The sequence below is a fragment of the Stackebrandtia soli genome, assembly GCF_965137155.1.
Classification (GTDB): Bacteria; Actinomycetota; Actinomycetes; order Mycobacteriales; family Micromonosporaceae; genus Stackebrandtia; species Stackebrandtia soli.
Genome location: NZ_CBCRZX010000010.1, coordinates 54,817 through 78,721, shown reverse-complemented (window position 1 = coordinate 78,721; position 23,905 = coordinate 54,817). Strand labels below are relative to the sequence as shown.

At 66.7% G+C, this 23,905-nt stretch carries 30 protein-coding genes, 2 tRNA genes and 1 pseudogene; 17 read left to right on the top strand and 16 right to left on the bottom strand.

The features are described from left to right. Window positions 1-83 precede the first annotated feature (83 nt). The 4 genes from ACM9NP_RS08850 to ACM9NP_RS08835 all read left to right on the top strand — a co-directional run bounded on the left by ACM9NP_RS08850 (window position 84) and on the right by ACM9NP_RS08835 (window position 3,490). Window positions 84-1,346, top strand: a complete 1,263-nt coding sequence (locus ACM9NP_RS08850; RefSeq protein WP_415646129.1) for a tetratricopeptide repeat protein — start codon at window positions 84-86, stop codon at window positions 1,344-1,346. Between the two features lie 452 nt (window positions 1,347-1,798). Further along, on the top strand, window positions 1,799-2,380 hold the full coding sequence (locus tag ACM9NP_RS08845; RefSeq protein WP_415646128.1) for a DUF4303 domain-containing protein: 582 nt from the start codon (window positions 1,799-1,801) through the stop codon (window positions 2,378-2,380). Between the two features lie 189 nt (window positions 2,381-2,569). Continuing rightward, window positions 2,570-3,046: a hypothetical protein gene (locus tag ACM9NP_RS08840; RefSeq protein ID WP_415646127.1), complete on the top strand. Its 477-nt coding sequence runs from the start codon at window positions 2,570-2,572 to the stop codon at window positions 3,044-3,046. A gap of 261 nt (window positions 3,047-3,307) precedes the next feature. After that, complete coding sequence (locus ACM9NP_RS08835) at window positions 3,308-3,490, top strand: hypothetical protein (protein WP_415646126.1); 183 nt, start codon at window positions 3,308-3,310, stop codon at window positions 3,488-3,490. A 152-nt stretch (window positions 3,491-3,642) separates the two neighbouring features. Here the strand turns inward: ACM9NP_RS08835 and ACM9NP_RS08830 are convergent. The 3 genes from ACM9NP_RS08830 to rpsD all read right to left on the bottom strand — a co-directional run bounded on the left by ACM9NP_RS08830 (window position 3,643) and on the right by rpsD (window position 5,108). Continuing rightward, window positions 3,643-3,715 (bottom strand) — tRNA-Asn (locus ACM9NP_RS08830). Window positions 3,716-3,809: 94 nt separating this feature from the next. Next, window positions 3,810-4,424, bottom strand: coding sequence for a dihydrofolate reductase family protein (locus ACM9NP_RS08825; protein WP_415646125.1), 615 nt, complete (start codon window positions 4,422-4,424; stop codon window positions 3,810-3,812). Window positions 4,425-4,496: 72 nt separating this feature from the next. Beyond that, window positions 4,497-5,108 carry a 30S ribosomal protein S4 gene (gene rpsD / locus ACM9NP_RS08820; RefSeq protein ID WP_415646124.1) on the bottom strand — a complete coding sequence of 204 codons (612 nt, stop codon included), beginning with the start codon at window positions 5,106-5,108 and terminating at the stop codon, window positions 4,497-4,499. Between the two features lie 65 nt (window positions 5,109-5,173). Here rpsD and ACM9NP_RS08815 point away from each other — a divergent pair, with 65 nt between their 5' ends. Then, complete coding sequence (locus ACM9NP_RS08815) at window positions 5,174-5,914, top strand: DUF2470 domain-containing protein (protein WP_415646123.1); 741 nt, start codon at window positions 5,174-5,176, stop codon at window positions 5,912-5,914. A 79-nt stretch (window positions 5,915-5,993) separates the two neighbouring features. Here ACM9NP_RS08815 and ACM9NP_RS08810 read toward each other — a convergent pair whose 3' ends face one another. Together ACM9NP_RS08810 and ACM9NP_RS08805 are read right to left on the bottom strand one after the other, a co-directional pair. Then, on the bottom strand, window positions 5,994-6,248 hold the full coding sequence (locus ACM9NP_RS08810) for a DUF6289 family protein (protein ID WP_415646122.1): 255 nt from the start codon (window positions 6,246-6,248) through the stop codon (window positions 5,994-5,996). 11 nt (window positions 6,249-6,259) lie between these two features. Continuing rightward, entirely contained in the window at window positions 6,260-6,511 is a 252-nt protein-coding gene (locus ACM9NP_RS08805; RefSeq protein WP_415646121.1) for a hypothetical protein, read from the bottom strand. Window positions 6,512-6,696: 185 nt separating this feature from the next. On the opposite strand from ACM9NP_RS08805, the gene ACM9NP_RS08800 reads away from it, so the two are divergent. From ACM9NP_RS08800 to ACM9NP_RS08780, 5 genes are all read left to right on the top strand, one after another. After that, the gene (locus tag ACM9NP_RS08800; RefSeq protein WP_415646120.1) at window positions 6,697-7,542 is read left to right on the top strand and encodes a hypothetical protein; all 846 of its coding nucleotides are present in this window, start codon (window positions 6,697-6,699) and stop codon (window positions 7,540-7,542) included. A 79-nt stretch (window positions 7,543-7,621) separates the two neighbouring features. Further along, window positions 7,622-8,278, top strand: a complete 657-nt coding sequence (locus tag ACM9NP_RS08795) for a GOLPH3/VPS74 family protein (protein WP_415646119.1) — start codon at window positions 7,622-7,624, stop codon at window positions 8,276-8,278. A 34-nt stretch (window positions 8,279-8,312) separates the two neighbouring features. Further along, entirely contained in the window at window positions 8,313-9,122 is an 810-nt protein-coding gene (locus ACM9NP_RS08790; protein WP_415646118.1) for an Fpg/Nei family DNA glycosylase, read from the top strand. 153 nt (window positions 9,123-9,275) lie between these two features. Continuing rightward, on the top strand, window positions 9,276-9,620 hold the full coding sequence (locus ACM9NP_RS08785) for a MazG-like family protein (RefSeq protein WP_415646117.1): 345 nt from the start codon (window positions 9,276-9,278) through the stop codon (window positions 9,618-9,620). 17 nt (window positions 9,621-9,637) lie between these two features. Continuing rightward, on the top strand, window positions 9,638-9,862 hold the full coding sequence (locus ACM9NP_RS08780) for a hypothetical protein (protein ID WP_415646116.1): 225 nt from the start codon (window positions 9,638-9,640) through the stop codon (window positions 9,860-9,862). A gap of 116 nt (window positions 9,863-9,978) precedes the next feature. Here the strand turns inward: ACM9NP_RS08780 and ACM9NP_RS08775 are convergent. After that, a tRNA-Gln gene (locus ACM9NP_RS08775) sits at window positions 9,979-10,050 on the bottom strand. Window positions 10,051-10,149: 99 nt separating this feature from the next. Further along, window positions 10,150-10,836, bottom strand: coding sequence for an IclR family transcriptional regulator (locus tag ACM9NP_RS08770; RefSeq protein ID WP_415646181.1), 687 nt, complete (start codon window positions 10,834-10,836; stop codon window positions 10,150-10,152). Window positions 10,837-10,901: 65 nt separating this feature from the next. Between ACM9NP_RS08770 and leuC the strand changes: the two genes are divergently transcribed. The 3 genes and pseudogenes from leuC to ACM9NP_RS08755 all read left to right on the top strand — a co-directional run. Next, window positions 10,902-12,305 carry a 3-isopropylmalate dehydratase large subunit gene (gene leuC / locus ACM9NP_RS08765; RefSeq protein ID WP_415646115.1) on the top strand — a complete coding sequence of 468 codons (1,404 nt, stop codon included), beginning with the start codon at window positions 10,902-10,904 and terminating at the stop codon, window positions 12,303-12,305. Between the two features lie 27 nt (window positions 12,306-12,332). Beyond that, window positions 12,333-12,929, top strand: a complete 597-nt coding sequence (gene leuD / locus ACM9NP_RS08760; RefSeq protein WP_415646114.1) for a 3-isopropylmalate dehydratase small subunit — start codon at window positions 12,333-12,335, stop codon at window positions 12,927-12,929. 170 nt (window positions 12,930-13,099) lie between these two features. Beyond that, window positions 13,100-13,597, top strand: a pseudogene (locus ACM9NP_RS08755) (HU family DNA-binding protein); the annotation flags it as partial. 341 nt (window positions 13,598-13,938) lie between these two features. On the opposite strand, the gene mraY reads toward ACM9NP_RS08755, so the two are convergent. The 5 genes from mraY to ACM9NP_RS08730 all read right to left on the bottom strand — a co-directional run bounded on the left by mraY (window position 13,939) and on the right by ACM9NP_RS08730 (window position 17,318). After that, on the bottom strand, window positions 13,939-15,024 hold the full coding sequence (gene mraY, locus ACM9NP_RS08750; protein ID WP_415646113.1) for a phospho-N-acetylmuramoyl-pentapeptide-transferase: 1,086 nt from the start codon (window positions 15,022-15,024) through the stop codon (window positions 13,939-13,941). A 159-nt stretch (window positions 15,025-15,183) separates the two neighbouring features. Next, entirely contained in the window at window positions 15,184-16,068 is an 885-nt protein-coding gene (locus ACM9NP_RS08745; protein WP_415646112.1) for an NUDIX hydrolase, read from the bottom strand. Window positions 16,069-16,168: 100 nt separating this feature from the next. Next, a complete protein-coding gene (locus ACM9NP_RS08740) occupies window positions 16,169-16,381 on the bottom strand; it encodes a S1 domain-containing protein (protein WP_415646111.1) in 213 nt (70 codons plus the stop codon). Window positions 16,382-16,439: 58 nt separating this feature from the next. Next, window positions 16,440-17,066, bottom strand: a complete 627-nt coding sequence (gene cofC / locus ACM9NP_RS08735; protein ID WP_415646110.1) for a 2-phospho-L-lactate guanylyltransferase — start codon at window positions 17,064-17,066, stop codon at window positions 16,440-16,442. A 45-nt stretch (window positions 17,067-17,111) separates the two neighbouring features. After that, window positions 17,112-17,318, bottom strand: a complete 207-nt coding sequence (locus ACM9NP_RS08730; RefSeq protein ID WP_415646109.1) for a hypothetical protein — start codon at window positions 17,316-17,318, stop codon at window positions 17,112-17,114. 237 nt (window positions 17,319-17,555) lie between these two features. On the opposite strand from ACM9NP_RS08730, the gene ACM9NP_RS08725 reads away from it, so the two are divergent. The 3 genes from ACM9NP_RS08725 to ACM9NP_RS08715 are packed head-to-tail and all read left to right on the top strand — an operon-like array spanning window position 17,556 to window position 20,323. Beyond that, window positions 17,556-18,215 carry a lysophospholipid acyltransferase family protein gene (locus ACM9NP_RS08725; RefSeq protein WP_415646180.1) on the top strand — a complete coding sequence of 220 codons (660 nt, stop codon included), beginning with the start codon at window positions 17,556-17,558 and terminating at the stop codon, window positions 18,213-18,215. 19 nt (window positions 18,216-18,234) lie between these two features. Then, the gene (locus ACM9NP_RS08720) at window positions 18,235-19,212 is read left to right on the top strand and encodes an NAD(P)H-dependent glycerol-3-phosphate dehydrogenase (RefSeq protein WP_415646179.1); all 978 of its coding nucleotides are present in this window, start codon (window positions 18,235-18,237) and stop codon (window positions 19,210-19,212) included. Between the two features lie 13 nt (window positions 19,213-19,225). Continuing rightward, complete coding sequence (locus ACM9NP_RS08715) at window positions 19,226-20,323, top strand: D-alanine--D-alanine ligase family protein (RefSeq protein WP_415646108.1); 1,098 nt, start codon at window positions 19,226-19,228, stop codon at window positions 20,321-20,323. A 64-nt stretch (window positions 20,324-20,387) separates the two neighbouring features. On the opposite strand, the gene ACM9NP_RS08710 is transcribed toward ACM9NP_RS08715, so the two are convergent. From ACM9NP_RS08710 to ACM9NP_RS08700, 3 genes are all read right to left on the bottom strand, one after another. Continuing rightward, the gene (locus tag ACM9NP_RS08710) at window positions 20,388-20,903 is read right to left on the bottom strand and encodes a PadR family transcriptional regulator (protein ID WP_415646107.1); all 516 of its coding nucleotides are present in this window, start codon (window positions 20,901-20,903) and stop codon (window positions 20,388-20,390) included. Window positions 20,904-21,457: 554 nt separating this feature from the next. Beyond that, window positions 21,458-22,063: a DUF3515 family protein gene (locus tag ACM9NP_RS08705; protein ID WP_415646106.1), complete on the bottom strand. Its 606-nt coding sequence runs from the start codon at window positions 22,061-22,063 to the stop codon at window positions 21,458-21,460. Between the two features lie 20 nt (window positions 22,064-22,083). Continuing rightward, window positions 22,084-22,317: an Lrp/AsnC ligand binding domain-containing protein gene (locus ACM9NP_RS08700; RefSeq protein ID WP_415646105.1), complete on the bottom strand. Its 234-nt coding sequence runs from the start codon at window positions 22,315-22,317 to the stop codon at window positions 22,084-22,086. Between the two features lie 154 nt (window positions 22,318-22,471). Here ACM9NP_RS08700 and ACM9NP_RS08695 point away from each other — a divergent pair, with 154 nt between their 5' ends. Then, window positions 22,472-23,428, top strand: coding sequence for a thiamine-phosphate kinase (locus ACM9NP_RS08695; protein WP_415646104.1), 957 nt, complete (start codon window positions 22,472-22,474; stop codon window positions 23,426-23,428). 102 nt (window positions 23,429-23,530) lie between these two features. Here ACM9NP_RS08695 and rpmB read toward each other — a convergent pair whose 3' ends face one another. Continuing rightward, window positions 23,531-23,725: a 50S ribosomal protein L28 gene (gene rpmB / locus ACM9NP_RS08690; protein ID WP_415646103.1), complete on the bottom strand. Its 195-nt coding sequence runs from the start codon at window positions 23,723-23,725 to the stop codon at window positions 23,531-23,533. Window positions 23,726-23,905: the final 180 nt, after the last annotated feature.

Sequence of the window (23,905 nt, the reverse complement as noted above, 5' to 3'; positions counted from 1 at the left end):
CCGATCGAGCGTGTCGTCGCGTTGAGCGGTCGAGACCCGCGTCCAGCGCCCGCGCGGCGCCCCGTCCGGAAGGAAGAAAGCACATGAGCGAGCCCGTGGGCATCGAGCGCGAGGCGATCGAACGAGACCGCGACCTCGCGTGGGAGCTGTACGAGGCCCAGCCCCAGCATCCGCGGATCGCGCAGCTCACGCAGAGCGTGCTCGCCCGTGCACCGCAGTTCACCGGCATGATCATCCTGCTCGCCATGCACCGCGAGGCGTGTGGCGAGATCGAGGAGGCCAGACGCCTGCTGCAGGAGCTGATGGGACGGCGCGACCGCCAGTTCCTCGGAGCGGTCAGGGAGTTGCGCGACCTCGAGTACAGCGACAGGCACTACGCCGAGTCGCTGCGGCTCGCGGAACTCGTGCTGAAGGAGGACCCCGAGGCCGGTTGGCTCGACCGGATGGATCTCGGCAGTGCGATGGTCTTCGTCGTCGGCCCCGAGGCCGGCTGGCGGCAGATCGACGATGCCGTCGAGCTGTGCGCACGGACCGATCCGGATCGTTACGCGGGGGCGCTCGCGCAGCGCGCGCTGCGGCAGCTGGCTACGGGCGCGCCGCCGGAGCGTTACCTCCCTGCGGCGCAGGAGGCGATTGACGCTAATCCGAGCGAACCGAGCATCGCCACGGCCTTGGCCTTCGCGTATCTGTACGACTACCGTCCAGAGCAGGCGGAGGAGTTGCTGCGTCGCGTGCTGCGGGAGGATCCGACCGACACCGTCGCGCAGAGCGGGGTCATGGTGGCTCGGGGGTTCCTGGACCCCATCGAGCGCGGCGTCGGGACGATGGACGACCTCCGCAACGCCGGCATGGGGGAGATCGCGTGGCGCCTCTTGCGCGATCAGCAGTTCGGGACGGGCCTCCGCGAGGCGCTCGACGCGTTGGACGCCGTGATGCCGGACGATCTCGCTCGCTCGCTGCGCCCGCCCCTCGATGAGGATGCGGCGTGGGCGAGTGGCGGCGACGCGAAGACTCTCTCCTGGCACGACGGGCAGGGGCCGGGCACCGGCGCGTTGTGGCGCAACGGTGAGCCGTTCCGGCTCATGACCTCGGGCGAGATCGGCGAGATGGATGACGCGATAGAACGGGACCCGGGGGGCTGGCCGCAGTGGAATGCCGAAAGCGAGTACTACACGCAGATCTTCACGGACGACGCGGGCGCGTACCTCATCGAGGGCGTCGGCGGACGACTGTACTGCCGGAGTGCCGAGGGGGCGGACCGGGAGGTCGCCCCGAGCCTGGCCGACTGGATGTGGGATCGCGTGGTCGCCTTCGGGGGGAATGATCCTCGACCGGGGCGCGGGTGAGGCGTTTCCTCGCACCCCAGTGAGAATGACCCCGGGAAGTTCTTTTGATCCGGGCTCTTGCTCCGTTTCGTGAACTCGGCGTCTCACATTTCGTGAAACACCCCGCGTGCGCGAGGGGGACTTGACCTCCTCGCGCACGCGATGCTTCCGCAGAGCCGCCGGCCATCGGGCGCGCCCACAATCTAATGTGGTCGGTCATGGGCGTCATGGGATCGGACGTCTGATGGGGCGGGGCAAGACCGCGGCGATGGTGTCTTGCCTCCCAACCGCGGGATCAGATGGTTGTCACCAGCCAAGATCAACCCGCCATTGACAAGGCTTCGAGAGCCACGCTCTAGGACGACCGTGGTCCGCGACCGTCACAGCGATGGGGTATGCGACCTCCCCAACCGCCCGAGGACTTCGCCTAGTACCGGCCCGACTCAAGCCTGGAGGTGTGCTGGAATGACGTCATGGCTTTCGATCTGGAGACCTGGGCACGCGAGTGGTCTACAGGCCTCGGCCCGGCACTGGAGCAGGCGATCGCGGCAGTGGCGGGACAGTTGCCGACCGAGGACATTGTCGGCGTCGGCATAGCAACGGACGCCGACGCCACGTCGATCGTCGCCTTCGCGAACTCGCGATCGCACCTCGCGCAGATGATCACCGAGGATCCCGACTACGCGATCGACTGCAAGTGGCACATCGGCGAGTGGGATCTGGACATCACCGGCCGCGAAGGCTTCGACGACCCATTGAAATCGATTCGAGCGAGCGCGGCTCACGGGATGAAACTGCTCATGCTGCCGGATGCTCCCGCCGCGGTTGTGCCGGGGCTTCGCGAGTTTCGCATGACGGTGTGGGACTCGCTCTCGTGCGCCATGACCGATTCTGTCGCTCGCGGGTTCTTCGAGCAGTGGCCGGACGCGGTCCGCGTCTTCCTCCCCCTCGACGCCGACATCTCGGAGCGCCAGATCGCAGAATGGAACTCCGCCCTGAATGACCCGGCCGAGTACGACCAGTTCCGTCGGTTCCTTCAACTCGATGGCGACTGAGCGAGGCACGCGACTGGCCGCCGGGAACACCCGACGACGGCTCCCGGCGTCGTGCCACGTCGGTTCGAGGCGACAGTGGATCACCGTCGACAACGAGCGATGGACGAATGGCGTATGACCACCGTCCTGCCGTGCGATGGCCTCGGTTTCGTTGCACCTCAGTCCGTCAGAGTCGGGCATACTGCATCGGTGACAACCCAAGATGAAGGCGCCGACTTCCCAGCGCCGACCGCCCCCTCCCTGGCAAGCCTTGGAGAACAACCACACCGAAGACTGTCCTCACCGCTGCCGTCCCTCCTGGCCGGCATCGGGTTCTTCATGATGATCGTGACCATGTTCCAACCGCTGGCCTCCTATGGTGACCAGGCCACAGCGCTGCGAGTCACGGACCTTTCCTTGATCACCCCGATATTGGGCCTGATTTCGCTGGTGGTGGCAACTGCGGTCCTGTGCGATATTCCACGGTTCCTCCGCTTCGGTCGTGCGACGGCTCCGCTGTTCGGGCTGATCCTGTCGATCGCAATCTTCTCCGAGATCATGCAGTGGGGCGCACGCCACCCCGAGATGTCCGTGGCCGACATGACAGGTTCGACGCCTTACTTCCTGATCGGCGGGATTCTGCTGTTCTCGATGTCGGTCCTGGCCATGCGGCCCGCCGCCAAATAGGACGGTTCCCCCACCGGCACACCAGTTCCCGCGGCGGCGGTGATGGCCCCATTGTGCGTGTCGGTCACGGCTTGGAAGAGCTGTTCTCACGCATGCGGCGTAAGCGCGACGAATCGCCCCCGCCTCGGGGTTACCGAGCCGGGGGCCTTGTCGTATATGGACACGAAACCCGGGGCCGATGCAAAGCCGCGGGAACGACGAACGCCGCCCCGCCGTTCGGGAGCACTTCGGGTCGGGCGACGGGGCGGTGTGGGGTGTCGGGTGACGCGGAAGACGGCGGCGACACTCATGCTGAAGATGGGCGTGGAACCCCGGATCGTCATGGCGTACTTCGGGTGGGCGTCGGAGACGATGTTTCGGACCTACCAGGACGTGCCAGATGGGCTGTTGATGGAGGCGGCACAGTCGGTAGGGGCGAAGTTGATGCGGGACGTGGTCTCGTAGTTTCCGGGCAATTCTGCTACCAGGATTGCTACCAGGACCAGATTTCAGCGTCTTGGGTGAGTGCCGGGAGGGCCGAATCCAGGGCAAAAAAAGTAGCCTCTGACGTCGCGTTTCCGCTGGTCAGAGGCTGGCCACTGTCTCAAAATGGCAAGCTCCCCGAATTGGACTCGAACCAATAACCTGCCGGTTAACAGCCGGCTGCTCTGCCAATTGAGCTATCGGGGATAGTTCATCCGCTCGACGCGGACCGGGTAAGCGTACAGCATTCCGTGGAAACCCGGTTTGAGGGGGCCCCTTGCGTGTCCCCTGTGGGGGAGCGTCAATCGCGGAGCCGGTAGGTGAGATGGACGGCCCCGATTCCGTTGACGACGCGGACCGGCGTCAGCTCGCGGAAACGACCACCGTCGTCGAAGAGTCGCACCCCGCCACCGAGCAGTACCGGCACGACGTGAATCTGGAGTTGGTCGAGCACCTCCGCCTCGATCGCCTGGCGCACGGTGTCGGCGCCACCCGCGATGTCCACATTCCGGTCGCCTGCGACGGCGCGGGCCGAGGCGACGGCCTCGACGATGCCATCGCCGACGAAGGTGAAACTCGTGCCGCCGTCCTTGTGGACGACGGGGCGCGGTCGGTGGGTCAGAACGAAGACCGGTGTCTTGAACGGTGGGTCGTCGCCCCACGGCGTCTCGCCCAGGTCGTACATCGTGCGCCCCATGACGACCGCGCCGGTGGCGTCGAACCATTCGCCGATGATCTGGGAGTCGACGTTGTCCTCGCCACCCTCGAGGCCCTGCCGGGCCCGCCATGACGCGAGCCCGGCGAACCATCCGTGGAGCTGCTCGCCGTGATCGCCGATCGGGTCGTCGCGGGTGACGTGGCGCCCGGCGATGTACCCGTCGAGGGACATCGCCAGGTCGGCGGTGACGATCGTCATGGGTCGCTCCTCACGAGTCGGGGTCCCATATGTACCACGCCCCGCCGACGTCACGTGGCGACGCGACGGTCGTCAGCGGGAGTAGTACTCGACGACGAGCTGTTCGTCGCAGATGACGGGGACCTGCGCGCGCTCGGGAACCGACACGAGGGTGGCACGCAGGTCCGACAGTGTGGCCTCTAGATAGGACGGAGCCGGTCCGGTGCCCGCCCACGCCCCGGCCGCGGCCAGTTGGAACGGCGCCTTGTCTCGGGAACGCGGAGCGACCGTCACTACGTCACCGGGGCGGAGCCGGTACGACGGGCGGTCGACGCGGCGACCGTTGACGAGGAAGTGGCGGTGCACGACCTGCTGCCGAGACTGGTAGATCGTTCGCGCGAAGCCGGCGCGCATGACGAACGCGTCGAGGCGCCTCTCCAGAAGCGATACGAGGTTCTCGCCGGTCTTGCCCGTTTTGCGTGCCGCTTCGGCGAAGGCGCGTCGCATCTGCGCCTCGCGGATGTCGTACTGGGCGCGCAACCGCTGCTTCTCCCGAAGCCGTTGGCTGTAGTCGGATTCGCTGCGACGTCGGCGGCCGTGTTGACCCGGCGGGAACGGACGCTTTTCGAAGTAGCGCACGCACTTGGGGGTCAACGCGATTCCCAGGGCGCGGGACCGCTTCGTCTTGGGGCGGGACCGGTTCATCCGGCTACTCCTTCGTATGGTTAGGCTTGCCTTAGTAAGATGAGGCTAACCTAAGGAGTCGACCAATGCGCCCCGACCCCGCCGAGATCGTCCGCACCCTTGCGGCCGGCCATCGTCCGGCCGTCGTTCATACCGTCAACATGGGCGACGCCGTCGCGGTGCCGTCCGCGGTCGATGTCGACGGGACGCCGCTGCTGCTGACCGCCGACCTCGGCCCCCTCGGGCGGGCGCTCGCGGAACCGACGGGACTCGACGCCGCCGTCGCCGTCCGTTTCGACGACGAGCCGCCGCTGCCCTGCGCACCGTCACTGGGGAGCGCGTGGCTGTCCGGGTGGGCGGAGGTCGTCCCCGTCGAGCGGCGACGTGACGCGGCCATCGCGTTCAGCCGGTCGAATCCGCTGCCCGAACTTCTCGACGTCGGCGCGGGTTTCACCCTCTGGCGTCTCGAAGTCGCCGAGGCTCGGTGGGAGAACGGCGAATCGGTCGTCACGGTCGACGATCACGCGTACGCCACCGCGACTGCCGACCCGTGGTACCCGATCGAGGTGGAGCTGCTGCTCGACCTGTACGACCATCACCCCGAGGTCCTGGACGCGCTGACCGAGCGGATGCGGGAACGTCTTCCCCAAGCCGAGCGGGTGACACCGTTGCGCATCAACCGACACGGCATCACGCTCGATGTTCACTGTGGTGAGTCCGCGCGCCGCTATCTCGTCCGCCATCACGGGGACGTCGCCGATCTTCCTCGACTGCTGCACGGGTTGACCTGTTGCCGTTGTCTGCGTCGCGCCGCGATCGAGGGCTGAGTCGGCGAATCGACGGGTAGGGAGGACTCCCGTCGAGGATCGCGGCACCGGTGTCGGCCGGTGCCGCGACCACTATGCCCTATCCACAGGGGATGGAGTGGAACGACAGGTAGGGCGAGCGGGTTCCCCACATGTCCGAGCCGCCGTCGCAGAACATCGTCCAACCGCCGACGACGTGGAGGCGTTCGGCGGTCGCGTAGTAGACGTAGTCGCACTGGCTGTCGACGGGGCACGCCGGGATCGCCATGGCGGGGCTCGAGGGAGCGAGGGCCATCGCCGTCACGGCGACGGTGGAGGCTGCGAGCGTGAGTGCTCGTCGGATGATCGTGGGCACGGGGATTCCTTTCACGGGCAAGGATGGGAGGACATGGAGACGTGGGGGGAGAACGAACCGTGGTGGTCACTCGCGCCGTCGCAGTCGACGAAGGTGTGACCGATGACGGTCTCGTGCTCGGACGTCTCGAAGTATTCGTAGTGGCACATGTTGTTCAGTGGGCACATCGGGATCGCGGCCGCCGCCGTGCCGGGGATGGCCAGCGTCAGCGCGGTCGCCGCGACTGCGGCCGGAATGAGCGATGCCGTTCGGCGTCGCGACATGGGCGTCGTCCTTTCTTCCAGGGGAAGCGCTTCGGGTCGAAGGCCATATTGTCTCGCATCGGGACACATACCAGTTATGTTGTGGCGCAACGGTTTCAGCGCTATTCGGATGCGGTATGACGTATCTTCGGCAGAGGCATTGCGGAGCGTGATCCTCGTTGGCGCAGTCGGGTAGCCTCGCGGCCATGGATTGGTCGAGTGTGGTGTGGATCGGCGGCGGATGCGGGGCGGGGAAGTCCACTGTCGCGAGAGCGCTGGCGTATCGGCTCGATCTGCGCCTCTACCCGGTCGACGCCTACACCTACGCGCACTTGGCGCGCGCCAACCCCGTCGATCAGCCGTGGATGTCACGCGTCGCGGAGATGGACTACACGGAACTGCATGTCAAGCCCGATGTGGACACACGCGTCGAGCATTTTCGCCGCTACGCGGTGGAACAGTTCGGTTTGGTGCTGGCGGATCTCGCGGCGTCCGGGAACGGTCCGACGATCGTCGTCGAAGGGCCGTCGCTGTTCCCGGAGCTGGTCGCGCCTTTGATGCCGACGCCGGGCCACGGCCTGTGGCTGCTGCCGACACCCGAGTTCACGCGGTCCTCACTGAGGAGACGTGCCGAGCCCGCCCCGGTGGAGGAATCGGAGGAGTTGCGGCGCGCTCGCGAGCGACGCTACGAGCGGGACGAGCGGCTGACATCTCAGATCGCCGATGCGGCCGACGACGCGGGACTGTCGACGATCGTCGTCGACGGCCGACTCACCGTCGAGGCGTCCGTGGACGAGGTCATCCGGCATTTCGGAACGCTCCTCGATCGCGGCTGTGTCGACGGCGCCGAACGGTCCCGTGTCCGTCGCGCCGAGAACGCGGTCGTCAACCGTCAGCTGGAGGCTTTCACCGCGACCCTGCCCACCGAGGTCGCGGCGGGCCGGACGTTCGACTACGTCTGCGAATGCGATCGGCTCGGATGTGAGGAGCGGGTCTCGTTGAGCCTCGCCGCCTACGGCGACAACGCCGGCGCGATGGCGGACGGTCACTGAGATCGTCTCCGGGTTCGACCGGATGTGACCGCCTGAACGGCCGCTGGTGCGGGTGGCGTGGGGATCATAGGCTTGGACGATGACGATCACGCTTCCCGAAGAGCTGTTGTTGCTGGCCTATCACGATGAGACCGGCCGCAACAAATCGTCCTTCATCGACTACGGCCTCGCCGGCGCGGTATTGATGGAACTCGTCCTGGCGGAGCGCCTGGACCTCGTCGACAAGCGCGTGAACGTCGTCAACGCGACACCGTTGGGTGATCCGATCCTCGACGAGTGCCTGGCCCGGATCGGCGCCGACAAGCGCCGTAAGGCGCAGCACTGGGTCACGAAGCTGACGAAGCTGCGCCCGCGTCTCCTCGAAACACTGGAGGCCAAGGGCATCATCCGACACCGTCAGGATCGGGTGCTCGGTCTGCTCCCGTTCAACCGGTACCTGCCGGTCGACGGTCGCACCGAGGAGGCGACTCTCGTCGCGGCTCTCACCCGCATGGTCGACGCGGGCAGCGCGACGGACGCCCGGTTGGCCTCGCTCGGATCGCTCGTCTACGCCATCGGCATCGAGCATGTCGTCTTCCCGGATCGGAAGCGGTCCGCCGTTCGTAAGACCCTCAAGGGAATCAGCGCGGGCGACTGGGCGTCGTCGGCGACGATCGCCGCGATCCAGGCCGCGCAGGCCGCCATCGCCGCGGCCGTCACCGCCTCGACGGTCGCCGCGACGTCGAGCGGCGGCTGAGGCAAGCTTTTCGTTCCCCGAAACTGGAGTTGGTATGCCCGAGGGCCATGTCATTCATCGTTTGGCCGGTCGTTACGCCGACGCGTTCGGCGGTGACGTCGTCCGCGTCGACAGTCCGCAGGGGCGGTTCGCGGATGGCGCGAAACGCGTCGACGATCGCGTCCTCACCTCGACCGACGCGCACGGCAAACAGCTGTTCATCGGATTCGGCGAGAACGGTTGGATCCGCGTCCATCTCGGCCTTTACGGAAAGGTCGCGTTCGGGGACGGCCCGCCGCCCGCGCCGGTCGGAGCGATCCGGTTGCGGATCTCGACCGAGAGCGCACACGCTGAGCTGCGCGGACCGACCGTGTGCGAGCTGTTGACGTCCACGGAGAAGAGCGCCGTCCATGACCGGCTCGGCCCCGATCCCCTTCGGGAGGACGCCGACCCGGACGACGGCTGGAAGCGGGTGCGGACGTCCCGCGTCTCGATCGCGTCCCTGCTGATGAACCAGCGGATCGCGGCGGGCGTCGGCAACATCTACCGCGCGGAGGTTCTGTTTCGGCAGGGCATCGACCCCTATCGTCTCGGTCGGAACGTGACCCGGGACGAGTGGGATCGAGTGTGGGGGGACCTCGTGACGCTCATGCGCGACGGTGTCCGGACCGGTCGAATCGACACGGTCGCTCCGCAGCACACGCCGGAGGCGATGAACCGACCGCCCAGAGTGGATGATCATGGCGGTGAGGTCTACGTCTACCGGCGCTTCGGCGCGGACTGTCTGGTCTGTGGCGAGTCGATTCGCACCGATGTCGTGGAGGGCCGCAACCTGTTCTGGTGCCCGGGCTGCCAGAAGGGCTGACCCGTCGAACGGTGATCCGTCGAGGTGCGCACCAGGGGCGGACTCGCGTCGACGGCACCAATGTCGGTCCCGAATCCGCGGCGGTCCTCGCCGGCATGAAGGTGCGGTGCCGCCGATCCGCCTCGTATCGGCGCCACCTCTAGGATCGGGGCGATGAGCGAATCACTGTGGACGACGGTCGACGCTGCGCGGGCCTGGCTCGACGAGCACAACGGCCGAGGCGACGCCGAGCTCACCTGCCGCATCCTGAAGCTGGGAGAGGAGGTCGGCGAGGCGTCGAGTGCCTGGATCGGCGCCCTTGGCCAGAATCCGCGCAAGGGGGTCACCCACACTCGTGCGGATGTCGCAGCCGAACTCGCCGACGTCGCGATCACCGCGCTCGTCGCGATCGCCAGTCTCGGCTTCGACCCTCGCACCGTCGTCGACCGGGCCGCCGCGAAGGTCGATGCCCGAAGCGAGACTGTCGCACACGGTGTGCGAGTGGAGTCGGATGAGTGACGGTAATTCTATGAGGCATGGACGCGCTCGAGTACCGGCGCTTGAACGCCGAACGTCACCGACTGGAACTGAACATCATCAACGCGAAGGCGGCGCTGACGCTCTTCGACGAACACCACCCCGATCTGCTGCGAAGCCACGGCCTTGACCTGGCGGCGGTCTTCGCGATCGAGGATCGAGTGAACGAGACCGTGATCGACTGGGATGAGGCGGTCAACGCCCTGCACGGGGATCGCCGCTGACGCGTCGCGAGCGGAGGTCCGTTCGTTCCGTCGATTGGCGACCGTCGCGATCGGCTGGTGGAGGGGAATACGAGAGGGNGGCGACTTCATGGAAGTCGCCNCCCTCTTCGGTTGCGCTGGGGTACCAGGACTCGAACCTAGACTAACTGAACCAGAATCAGTTGGGCTGCCAATTACCCCATACCCCAATTTGGCAAGCGCTGCGCGCCGAGCAAGACTCTACCGGACGGCCCCATCGAAGCGCAAACCGGTATGGCTCACCGGCGATGCGAGCGCATCGCCCCCGGTCAGCGTCCCGACAGTCGTTGCCCGGCACGGATCACGGCCATCGCGAGTCGTTCGCCCGGTCGGCGCCCGAGCCGTTCGATCGGACCGGACACCGAGATCGCCGCGACGACGCGGCCGGTGCGATCGCGCACCGGTGCGGACACCGAGGCGACGCCCGCCTCCCGTTCGGCGATGCTCTGGGCGTAGCCCCGGCGACGGACCTCGGTCAGGGCCTGCGCGGTGAATCGGCAGCGGGGCAACAGGGGCAGGACCGCCTCGGGGGGTTCCCACGCGAGGAGGACCTGCGCGCCTGACCCGGCCGACATGGGCAGGACCGAGCCGACCGGCACGGTGTCCCGCAAACCGCTGGAGCGTTCGGCGGCGGCTACGCAGATGCGTTCGTCGGCGCGGCGCCGGTAGAGCTGCGCGCTCTCGCCGGTCTGGTCGCGCAACAGTTTCAGGACGGGTTCGGCTGCGGTCAACAGGACGTCGGGGGTCGCGTCGGCGAGTTCGGAGAGACGCGGACCGGGGCGCCACCGGTTCTCGTGGTCGCGCACGAGCATCCGATGCGCTTCGAGGGCTTGCGCGAGTCGGTGTGCCGTGGCGCGCGGCAATCCGGTCTTCTCGACGAGTTCGGCGAGGCTGGAGCCCTCCATGCAGGCCGTGAGGATCAACACGGCCTTGTCGAGAACGCCGACACCACTGATACTGTTTCCCATGAATTGAAATGTACCTCCCAAAATGCGGGACGTCCACGAAGGGGAAGCGGTTCATGTCACACACGCGAACGATGGCCGAGAAGGTCTGGGACGCCCATACCGTGCGCCGTGTCGACGGCCAACCCGATCTGCTGTACATCGATCTTCACCTGCTGCACGAGGTGACGAGCCCGCAAGCCTTCGACGGCCTTCGGGAGACGGGGCGCCCGGTTCGCCGCCCGGACCTGACGATCGCCACCGAGGACCACAACACGCCGACCGACAATCTCTTCACGATCGTCGATCCGGTGTCGCGGACCCAGATCGAGGCGTTGCGCAAGAACTGCGCCGACTTCGGTGTTCGGCTGCATCCCTTGGGAGATGCCGAACAGGGCGTCGTCCATGTCGTCGGTCCGCAACTCGGTCTCACCCAGCCCGGGATGACGGTCGTCTGCGGTGATTCGCACACCAGCACCCACGGCGCGTTCGGGGCCTTGGCCTTCGGCATCGGGACGAGCGAGGTCGAGCACGTGCTGGCCACGCAGACCTTGCCGCAGGCGCGACCGAAGACGATGGCCGTCACCGTCACGGGGCGGCTCGCCGACGACGTCACCGCCAAGGACTTGATCCTCGCGATCATCGCGAGGGCCGGAACCGGTGGCGGGCGCGGACACGTCGTCGAGTACCGGGGGGAGGCGATCGAGGCGTTGTCGATGGAAGCCCGCATGACCGTGTGCAACATGTCCATCGAATGGGGAGCCAAGGCGGGCATGATCGCCCCCGACGACGTGACCTTCTCCTACCTGAAGGGACGGTCGCACGCTCCCGTCGGCGCCGATTGGGACGCCGCCGTCGAGGCGTGGCGCGCGCTGCCGACGGACGAGGGCGCCGTCTTCGACCAGGAGATCGTGATCGACGGCGCGTCCATCCGGCCGTTCGTCACCTGGGGAACCAACCCGGGGCAGGGTGTTCCGCTGGACGCCGCCGTGCCCGACCCCGGCGACTACGCCGACCCGACGGAGCGCGCGGCCGCCCAACGGGCGCTGGAGTACATGGACCTGACCCCGGGGACCCCCATGCGCGACATCGGGATCGACGTCGTGTTCCTCGGTTCGTGCACGAACGGCCGCATCGAGGATCTGCGCTCCGCCGCTTCCGTCCTCAAGGGTCGTTCGGTGGCCGAGGGCGTTCGCATGCTGGTGGTGCCCGGCTCGGCACGGGTCCGTGCCGAGGCCGAACGCGAAGGGCTGCACGAGATCTTCACCGAGGCGGGAGCGGAGTGGCGTTTCGCGGGCTGCTCGATGTGTCTCGGCATGAACCCGGACCAGCTCGCCGCCGGAGCTCGTTCGGCGTCAACGTCCAATCGCAACTTCGAGGGGCGGCAGGGCGCGGGCGGCCGTACGCACCTCGTGTCCCCGCTCGTCGCCGCGGCGAGCGCCGTCACCGGCCGACTCGCGGCACCGGGCGACATTCACTGATCCCACCGAATCCGAGGAGAAACGGACATGGAGAGCTTCACCGTCCACACCGGGCGCGCGGTACCGCTGCGTCGATCCAACGTGGATACCGACCAGATCATTCCGGCGGTTTACCTCAAAAGGGTCACGAAGACCGGCTTCGCGGACGGTCTGTTCGCCGCCTGGCGGAACGATCCCGCGTTCGTGCTGAACCAATCGCGGTACGACGGGGCCACCGTCCTCATTGCGGGAACCGAGTTCGGCACGGGCTCCTCACGGGAGCATGCGGTGTGGGCGCTGCGCGACTACGGGTTCCGCGTCGTCGTCTCGCCGCGATTCGGGGATATCTTCCGAGGCAACGCGTTCAAGGCGGGTCTGTTGCCGGTCGAGCTGCCTGACCAGGCCATCGACCAGCTGTGGGACACGGTGGAGGCCGACCCGTCGACAGAGGTCGTAGTGGATCTCGTCGAGCGCCGCATTCGTGTCGCGGAGCGGGATTGGGCGTTTCCGATCGATGACCACAACCGTTACCGGCTCATTGAGGGACTGGATGACATCGACCTGACACTGCGGGATGAGTTTCACATCACGGCATTCGAATCGGAGCGTCCGCAATGGCTCCCGAGCACACTCCCGGTCGTCTGAACATCCCATATCGTTGCCGTGCCAGCGATTCTTCACGCCTGGGCGATCAAAAAAGGTGCGACACAACGATTTTTTCTCTCTGATATGGTTGCGCCCGCGTTCAAATCGGCATAACGTGCGGTTTACGGTTCAGCTGAACCATTAGATATGTTGTCGGGAGGGAAAATCTCGTGAATAAGGCCGAGTTCATCGATGCGCTAGTCGAGCACCTGGGTGACAGGAAGACCGCTCTGAAAGCGCTCGACGCGATGTTGGAGGAAATCCAGCGCGCGGTCTCCAAAGGAGAGAAAGTCTCCTTCGCAGGATTCGGTGTCTTCGAAAAGCGTCAGCGCGCGGCCCGGATGGCGCGGAACCCGCGTACGGGTGAAGCCGTGCGTGTGAAGAAGACCGTCGTCCCGGCGTTCCGTCCCGGCCAGGGGTTCAAGGAGCTGGTGACCGGCGAGAAGAAGATGCCGAAGCGCTCCACAGCGGCGACGAAGAAGACGACGGCTAAGAAGACGGCGGCCAAGAAGTCCGCTCCGGCGAAGAAGACGACGACCCGCAAGGCCACGGTCAAGAAGACGGTTCGCTCGGCGGCGAAGCCGTCCACGAAGACCGTGACGAAGCGGGTGGGCGCGACGAAGAAGGCCACCGCCAAGAAGACCGCCAAGAAAACGACACGGGGTCGTTAGACCATAACGGTTGTCCACCACTTCGACAGCCACGCGATATCGGCCAGGCAAGACCGCAAAGCGCAGTTGGTTCGCCAGAACCACTGCGCTTCGCTATTTGCACGTGAATTCTGTTTGCCCAATGCGATGTGCGCCACTCTTAACCGATCGTCTCGTGGCGACTTGGTATCTATCTAGAATAGAAATGTGAATGGCCCACGCTTGGGCCATTCACGTTTTGGTTTGGTCGAATGAGAGCCATTGGTTGCTTATCGACCGACTGCGTAATTTAGGGCGACCGGTGACCGATCGCCCTTATTGATTATGCCAGATATCTTGATATTTGCGTTGTCGGACGCCTACCAGCCGGACCGTTGGAGGAAGTCGGCGAAGAACAATCCGATCGCGAGCGCGGCCGACACACAGGCGAGCATCCAGAATCGAACCACAATGGTGACCTCGCTCCACCCCGCCAGTTCGAAATGGTGGTGCAGCGGCGACATCCTGAACACGCGCTTGCCGGTCAGCTTGAACGAGATCACCTGAATGATCAGGGACAACGAGACCAGGACGAACAGGCCGCAGATGATCGGCAGCAGGATCATCGTGTGCGTCGCCATCGCGACGCCCGCCAGAAGGCTTCCCAGCGCGAGCGAACCGACGTCGCCCATGATGATCCGGGCCGGAGACGTGTTCCACCACAGGAAACCGATGAGCGCTCCCGCGGCGGCTCCCGCCACCAGCGCGACCTCCAACGGGTCTCGGACGGAGTAACAGGCGTCCAGTTTGGGATGTTCGGCGCACCAGTGTCGATACTGCCAGAACGCGATGACGACGTACGCGATGAGGACGAGCGCCGACGAACCGGTCGCGAGGCCGTCGAGCCCATCGGTCAGGTTCACGCTGTTGGACGTCGCGACGACCATGAGCACGAAGATCGCGATCGCTCCGATCTTGCCGACCTCGAGCCACGGGATGTCGCGCACGAACGAGATGTACTCGCTGCCGACGGTGAAGCCTTCGGGGCTCGGCAGGTACAGCGCCATCGCTCCCATTCCGGCGCCGACGATGATCTGTCCGAGGATCTTGTACCGGCCCGCCAGACCGCCGGCGTGGCGCTTGACGACCTTGAGGACGTCGTCGAGCAGCCCAATGATGCCGCCGCCGACGAACAATCCCAAGAGGACGATGCCGGTGACGGTCGGGAGGTGTGGTCGTCCCTCCAGTGGCAGTAGCGCGACGTGGCCGATCCCGTAGGCGAGGACGGTCGCGCTGATGAAGACGATCCCGCCCATCGTCGGGGTGCGTTGTTTCCCGACGTTGCTGGCGAGACCGAGCTCGTTGCGGACCGGCTGATGCGCGCGGGTCAGCAGCTTGATCGCCAGCGGTGTCGCGACAATGGAGATGATGAACGCGGCGATCGCGCCGATCAGTACCGATCTCATGTATGGCCTTCCACGGGGGTGCGTGCAGCAGCCGACCCTATCGGTATCGCGGGTCTCGGACGGAAGCAACCTTCGGCCCGGAACCGGTGCACGGGCGCGGGTAGGCCGTCGATGGAATGGACGGCCCCGTCTCGGTCGAGTACGGGACCGCCGCGGTTGTCATCGGAGTCGTTCGACGGCGACGAGTCGACGGCCGTTGAAGGACAACACCCACGCGTCACCGGGTTCGGTGTGAACGTCGGCGACGGACAGGTCGTCGGTGTCCGTCAGGAGCGCGAGCGTGTCGGCGATGACCGGAAGTTGGCTGCACACGATCGCGCCGCCGTCGTCGGCGAAGTCCCGCAACCGCGTCATCGCGGCCTCCGGGTCATCAATGTGGACATCCAGGTCGAAGGCGGCGTCGGTGTCCACCTTCTCTCCGAGCGCCGCCGCCAACGGCGTCACGGTCGCGACGCACCGGGGGATGGTCGCGGCGACGACGGTTCGCAGGTCGTACAACGCCAGCAGCGGTACGAGCTCGGCGGCACGTGCCTTGCCGGTGGCGTCGAGCTGCCGGTTGCGGTCGTCTGCGCCCGGTTCGGCGTTCGCGTGTCGCAGCAGGACGACGGTCGCCGTCACCTCGGCGAGATTGCGGAACACCGACAGCGCCTGTTGATCACGTGGTCGGGTCAGGGTCTCGAAGGCCTCGTCGAGACCGAACCAGCGCAGTTCGGTCACCTCGGCACTCGCGACGAACCGCGCGCGCGGATCACGGGCGCGCATCGACCAGTAATCGACCACTTTGGTCACGGCGCCGTCGGGATGGTCGAGTTCGTACGTGGCTGTGGTGAGGAAGGTCTGGGGGATCGGGTCGAGACCGGTCTCTTCTTCGACTTCGCGGCACGATCCCGACAGGGGATGCTCGTTCGCGCTGAGCTTTCCCTTGGGGAGCGACCAGTTGTCGCAGGCTGGGCGGTAGATTCCGGCGACTTCGATGGTGTCGTCATCGCCGTGGCGCCACAGGACGCCACCGGCGGCCACCACCCGTTTCGGCTTGTCGTTCACTCCGACACAGTATCCACGTTCGCGGCGAAACACTGTCCTATTGGCGACTGATCATGCGTGTCCGAACGGCCGTATGGGATCGTCCGACGAGCGGCCCTGGTCATGACGGTGGTGACGTGGCGGGCATCGTCGGAATCCGAAGAGCCGTCACGATGTCGCCGTCGATCTCCACGCTGACGCGTTGTCCCAACCGCAGCAGCCGGAGGCCGCTCGTGGCGAAAGCGGCGCCGTCGAAACTCAGTCGGGTGCCGTCATCGAGGAACAGGCTGCCCGCGCCGGTAGCGGACTCGAACGTGGCCACGGTTCCTTGCATGGCAGGAAGTCTAGAGGTTGTCCGTCGCGCGAGGGGCGCTCGAGTACCGGGCGAGCGATCAGGTCCCGTCCAGTTCGCGTAGGACGACGGCCGTGTGCGCTCCCACGCCGAGTCGGGCCGCCTGGGTGAGCTGGTCGGCCGTGTCGACGTCACGGCGCAGTCGTGGCCAGTTCCCGCCGACCCGCGTGTGTCCATTGTCGAGATGGGTTCGCGCCGAGTCCGGACCGAAACGGGGGCTGAGTTCGGCGGCCCGTCGGGCCGTGAGCATGACGGTGCCGACCCCGTCCAGGTCGGGAACGTACGCGCGCTCGTGTCGAGCCGTCGCACGCAGGGCCGTCGCGAGTTCGTCCGAGGTGACGGCCGGGAGATCGGCGGTGACGACCGCGATGCGCGAATCATCCATTGTGGCTATCGCGGTGGTGATGGCGGTGTTGAGCCCCGCGATGGGCCCCTCGTCGATGACCACGACGTCGGGAGGGAGGGCCGTCGCCACACGACGGTCCCCGGTGACGACGCTGACGGATCGGACCTCGGAGCAGTTCCGGCCCGCGTCGATGACGTCACGCGCGAACGCCAGGGCCAGTCGGGCACGGGCCGGCGCGGCGAACGGCGTGAGTCGGGTCTTGGCGTGATCGAGGCGCTTGACCGGAATGATCAGCCGCCACGTGGGCGTTGACGTCGGCACTCCGGGGCGCTCCTTGTGGCTGAACGGTGCCCGTGTCGGGCGGGGCTACGGCAGCATACGGCGCTGCGATCCGCTCGACAGCTTGCCGCGGACCTTGCTGTATCCCCACAGGCCGAGCCCGACCACCGCGACGCCGAGCGCCAGGTAGAACACCCAGCCCAGCAGCCAGCTGATGACGTTGGCGACGATGATCCCCGCGACGATGAGCCCCAGGATCGGCAGGGCGATCCAGGCCAGCAGTTTCGCGTTCATGACAACTCCCGAGGGCGATATGACGTTAGTGGTGACTCCATCATGACATCATTCGCAACCGCCCGCCATCGGGGAGAACCCGGATCCGATGCCAGTAGGGTGCATGCGAACGCTATGGAGGTAGATGTGACGCGCGGTGGCGGCAAGGACGACGCTTGGTATTGGGGGCGCAAGCCCGGTGGAGACAGGCGGCCGTTCTGGCTGCGCGTCGCCGCCGTCATTGTCAAGCCCACGAATATGTACATGTTTCGACGTGACTGGCGTGGGATGGAGAACATCCCGCTGCGCGGAGGTCTGATCTTCGCCGTCAACCACATCTCGCACGCGGATCCGATGCCCGTCGCGCACTACGTGTACAACTCGGGCCGCAACCCCAGATTCATGGCCAAGGACGGCGTGTTCCGGATTCCCGTGGCGGGCAAGATCATCGCCGCGACGGGCCAGATCCCCGTGTTCCGCGGTGGAGCCGACGCGGTGAAGTCGCTGCACGCGGCGATCGACATCGTCAAGGACGGCCAAGCCGTCATCATCTATCCCGAGGGAACCAACACCCGACAGCCCCAACACTGGCCGATGCGCGGCCGCACCGGTGTCGCCCGCCTGGCGCTGGAGACGGGTGCCCCCGTCATCCCGATCACCGTGTGGGGTCCGCAGAACGTCGTCAACCCGATCACGAAGAAGAAGAACTTCGCGCCGCGCAGACCCGTGACGATCGTGGCGGGGCCGCCGATCGATCTGTCACGGTGGGAAGGCGCCTCCGCGGCGGCGGACGTCCTGCAGTCGATGACGGACGTCGTCATGCTGCGGCTGCGGGACCAACTTGCCGAGATCCGTGGCGAGGAACCGCCACCGTTGTTCGACCCGAAAGCCGCCCAAACCCCTGGAAAGGACGAATAAGTTGGCACACGTGGCAGTAATGGGAGCGGGCTCGTGGGGGACCACCTTCGCCAAGGTCGTCGCCGATGCGGGCAACACCGTCACCATGTGGGCACGGCGGGCCGACGTGGCCGCGTCCATCAATGACGCGCACACCAACCCCGAATACCTCGGCGACATTCGTCTACCCGATGCCATTCGCGCGACCGCTGACGATGTCGCCGCGCTCGCCGAGGCGGACATGGTGGTGTTGGCGGTTCCCAGCCAGACGCTGCGCGACAACCTCACGGCATGGGCGCCGCACCTCCCCGATAACTCCACACTGGTCAGTTTGATGAAGGGCATCGAACTCGGCACGACCAAGCGCATGAGCGAGGTCATCTGTGAAGTCGGCAAGGTCGAACTTGACAGGGTCGTGATCGTGACCGGTCCCAACCTGGCACCTGAGATCGCTCAGGAACAACCCACCGCCTCCGTCGTGGCCTGTGTGGACGAACAGCGTGCCCGGGTCGTTCAGAACGCCACGACCACCGGTTACTTCCGCCCCTACACGAACACCGACGTCATCGGCTGCGAGCTGGGTGGAGCCGTCAAGAACGTCATCGCCCTCGCCTACGGAATGGCGACCGGTCTCGGCCTCGGCGACAACACCAAGGCGACTCTCATCACGCGCGGTCTGGCCGAGACCGCCCGTCTGGGTGTCCGTCTCGGCGCCGACCCGATGACCTTCTCGGGTCTCGCGGGGCTGGGCGACCTCGTCGCCACCTGCACCTCCCCGCTGTCGCGCAACCACACCTTTGGCGTGCAAGTCGGACGGGGCAAGACCCTCGCCGAGGCGCAGGCCATCACCAAGCAGACCGCCGAAGGCGTCAAGAGCTGTTTGTCCATTCGCGACTTGGCTGGGCGCAACGGCGTTGAGATGCCGATCGCGGAACAGGTCGAGCGCGTGTGCCACGAAGGACTGTCGGTGTCCGAAGCGATCGTGTCGCTCATGGCGCGGCAGACGAAGCCCGAATAGGAGAGGTGCGCCGATGAAGAAGATCAAGGTCGCGGTCGTGTTGGGCGGCCGCAGCGTCGAACACGCCGTGTCATGCGCGAGCGGTTCGGCCGTCATAGCCGCGCTCGATCCGGACCGGTTCGACGTCGTTCCGCTCGGCATCACCGACAAGGGACGGTGGATCGCCGTCGACACGGACCTGGCGCGCCTCGGGATCGAAGGCGGCGACGCGTTGCCGCAGATAGCCGCCGACGGGGGAGCCCAGGTCGCGCTGTCGGCGGACCCGACGGCCGCGCGTGTCTCGCTCGTCGACGCGGGCACCGCCACCAGCCAGATGATCGATGTCGACGTCGTGTTCCCGGTGCTGCACGGCACCTACGGCGAGGACGGCACGATCCAGGGCCTCCTGGAGATGGCGGACGTTCCCTACGTCGGTTCGGGTGTGCTGGCTTCGGCGGTGTGCATGGACAAGGAGTTCACCAAGCGGCTCCTCATCGCGTCCGGTCTGCCCGTCGCGCCTTACACGATCGTGCGCGGGCAGGGCGACCTGTCGGAGGCCGATCGTGACCGGCTCGGGCTGCCCGTCTTCGTCAAGCCCTCCCGGGCGGGGTCGAGCCTCGGCATCACCAAGGTCACCGACTGGGATCAACTTCCGGACGCGCTCGCCACCGCACGCGCGGTCGACCCGAAGGTGCTCGTGGAGGCCGCGGTCGTCGGCGTCCGCGAGCTCGAATGCGGTGTGCTGGAACGAGAGGACGGCGGCGCTCCGGACACGACGGGCGTCTTCGAGGTGCTCGGCTCCGGCGCGGAGGGTTGGTTCGACTTCGAGACGAAGTACCTCAGCAGCGAGGAGGTCTACGACTTCGACCCCGCGCTGCCCGGTGACGTCGCCGACCGCATCCGGTCGATGGCGGCCGAGGTGTTCACGTTGCTGGACTGCTCCGATCTGGCCCGCGTCGACTTCTTCCTCACCGACGACGGCGAGATCTTCGTCAACGAGATCAACACGATGCCGGGCCTGACTCCAAAGTCGGGCGTGCCGCTGGCGTGGGCGGAGTCGGGCATCAGGTACGCGGAGCTCGTCGAACGGCTCGTGCGGCTCGCCCTCAAGCGAGGCACCGGGCTTCGCTGACCCGGACATGACGACGGGCGCCGGTCAATTGGAGTGACCGGCGCCCGTCTTTGTCCGACTCGGACTATCCGTTCGTCGTGTCCTCGATGTCGCCATCGGCGAGGATCCGGTACAGACCCCGTCGGCTGTCCTCCAGGATGCGCTTCGCGCGAGCCAGTTGAGCCTCGCTTCCCGACGCGACGAGCTGGCCGATCGCCGCGTACGACTGGGATGCCAGGTCGTACAGGTCCCGGACCTCCTCGTCGATCTGCGGGATCATCGCCTCCCACGGATTGTCCACCTCGGACGGATTCTCGGCGACGTAGGCGGTTCCGGCGTCGGTCAACTCGAACACCGTTCGGCGGCCCTCGCCGACCTGCTTGATCAGCCCGTCCTCCGTCAGTTGCTGCAACGCGGGGTAGACCGCGCCCGGGCTCGGCCGCCACGCGCCTTGGCTGCGCTCGGCGATCTCCTGGATCAACTGGTAGCCGTTGCGGGGTCCTTCCGCCAGGAGGGCCAGGATCGCGGCGCGGACGTCGCCCCGTCGAGCCTTACGGGGGCGGCCGAAGCCCATGCCCGGTCCGCCCGGCGGTGGTGGCATCGGCGGCGGACCCCACGGCGGCGGCGGGCCCCAGGGTGTGGGCGGCACTATCGGCGGGAACGGTCCACCGTGTGGGCCGTGCTGACGTCTGTCGCCTCGACCGCGGCGATTCCGTCGGTCGTGCCTGTCGTCCTCGTGATGCATTCGGTGAGCCCCTTCGTGTTCGTGGTGAGTGCGGTGCGGCTGGTGTGCGTGGTGTTCGTGGTGAGTGCCGCGATCACGGCGACGTCGTCGCGGGCGTCCGTCCGGGGTCTCCGCCGGACCGAAACCAGGGAAGCGGGGCATCCCTTCGGGCGGCCACGGGCTGGGAAATGCGAATGTCATGGGTGCTCCTTGACTGTCGATTGACTATCTCGATAGGTAACGATATATCGCTAACTTACGAATGGCAACCTCAGGGAACGATATGGGCGAGCGAAACCGGCGTTTTCCCTATTCGGGGCAGGGTGAAGCCCATGAGGATCAGCGCGGGAAGGAGATCCGCGTCATGGCGCGGCGAGGCGAGGCACGTTCAGGAGGTGCCTGAGGTGAAGGAGGATGCCCGGGGGCGGGCGTTAACCGAGACAACCGGCCGGGGACGAGTCGCCGACGGGGATCTTCTTCCCGACGGCCTTGGTGAGGGCCTGGATCAACTGGCCCGACTCCTCGTACTCGGCCGGAACGCGAACTTCGACCGCCAGCGAACGATCCACGGTCGTCCACACCGTCTCCGTCTCGCCTTCCTCGGCGTACCAACATGTCGGCGGCATCGGGAACACCGTCGCGTCGGTTTCGATCTCCACCGGATCGACCCCGCACAGCACCGACACCGCCGGATCGCCGTAGGCCGCCGAGACCTCGGCCGTTCCGGCCTCGCCGGAGACGATGCGCTGGTCGAGATCGTTGAGGTCCGCCGGGAGCGTCGCGATCAGCGCGCGGCAGATCACCGAATCCTTTTCGGACAGATCGGGGATCTCCAGGGTGACGGGCTCGGTCGACGATGGCTGTGGAGCCGTCTCCTCGGCCGGCGCCATGCCGCCGATGATCCAGAACGCGCCGAGCGCCGCCAGCAGCGTCACCGGAACGGCGACCGCCGTCGCGATCCGGGCGGCCTTGCGTCGATCGGCGTCGACGGTGGCGTCGGGGTCCTTCCGGGTCGCGTCCGTGGACTTCTCGGCCACCCTGCTGCTCCTTTGAACCGTTACAGGCGCACCACCGAGCACGTCAAGGTCCTGGTGATGCCATCGACCTGCTGCACTTTACTGACCACCATCTTGCCGAGCTCATCGACCGTGTCTGCGGCGGTCAGGACCACAACGTCGTACGGCCCGGTGACCGCGTCGACGTTGACGACCCCCTCGATCTCCAGGATCGCGTTGGCCACGTCGCGGGCCTTTCCGACCTCGGTTTGAATCAGGATGAACGCCTGAACCATTGGTGGAACTCCTTCGGTTACGGCTATCTGAGAGTGCTCTTATCTAATCAATGACCGGGCTGCGGTGGAACCGCGAGCGGTGATTTGGCTGCGCGCCGTACATGTCGGCGATGCCTCCGCCGCACCCGCCGACGCGTGCGGGAGACTGTGCGGCGTGGAAACCCAGCGAAACGAACTCGCCGCCACGGGGGAGTTCGGCCTCATCGACGCGATCGTCGACCGCATGCCCGCCGGTCCACACAGTCTGCTTGGGCCGGGCGATGACGCGGCCGTCGTCGCCGTGCCGGACGGTCGTGTCGTCGCGTGCACGGACGTGCTCGTCGACGGCCGACACTTCCGTCGCGACTGGTCGTCAGCGGAGGACGTCGGACACCGAGCGGCCGCCGCCAACCTCGCCGACGTCGCCGCGATGGGTGCCCGACCGACGGCACTGCTGCTCGGCCTGTGCGTCCCCCCGGACCTGCCGGTCTCGTGGGTCGAGGAGCTGGCCGACGGCATAGCCGCCGAGGCGGCCGTCGCGGGCGCGGGTGTCGTCGGCGGCGACACGGTGTCGGCCCCGTCCCTCACGATCGCCATCACGGCGCTGGGAGATCTCGGCGGACGCCCGCCTGTCACGCGCTCGGGGGCACGCCCAGGGGATCTGCTGGCCGTCAACGGTCGTCTCGGGTGGGCGGCCGCCGGACAGACGATCCTGTCGAGGGGATTCCGCTCGCCCGGCGCGCTCGTGGCCGCGCACAGACGCCCCGAGGTCGACTATGGGGCGGGCTTCCATGCCGCGCGGGCGGGCGCGACGGCGATGATCGACGTCTCCGATGGTCTACTCGCTGACCTCGGCCATGTCGCCGCGGCGTCCAAGGTGTCGATCGACGTCGATTCCTCGGCGGTGGAGGTGACGGACCAACTGCGCGACACGGCGCACGCACTCGGAGTCGACCCGCTCGCGTGGGTGCTGACCGGCGGAGACGATCACGCGCTCGTCGCGACCTTCCCTCCGGGATCGCCGCCGGGTGCCGGTTGGCGGCTCATCGGGCGCGTCGGCGACGGGATCGATGTCACAGTGGATGGTGAGGACTACGAAGGTGCGACGGGATGGGATCATTTCCGGTCGTGAGAGCTCGACCGCTCGGTGAGAGCCGAGCGGTCGTCGGGACGTCACTCGGGGCACGCAAAAAGCCGCCGGGTGTTCAAACCCGGCGGCATCACGTTCAGCGCGTCAGACGCGGGAGACCTTTCCGGCCTTCAAGCAGGACGTGCACACCTTGACCTTCTTGAGGTTGTCACCGGAACCGGTGGCCGCGCGCACGTTCTGCAGGTTCGGGTTCCACCGACGGTTGGTCTTCTTCTTGGACCACGGAACGTTGTGGCCGAAACCTGGGCCCTTGCCGCAGAGGTCGCATTTGCGGGACATAGTGCTCGCACTCCTGAAACGAATGATCTTGAGTTGTCACACCTGGTCAGTAGACAACCGGGCAAGCGTACCGGATGGCTCAGCCCCCGCCGATGACGGGTGCCGCCACCACGGCTTTCGCGTTCGAGGCGATGGCCGAGACGGCAAGCGGCGTCCGGATTCCCCGTGTCGGGAACGCCT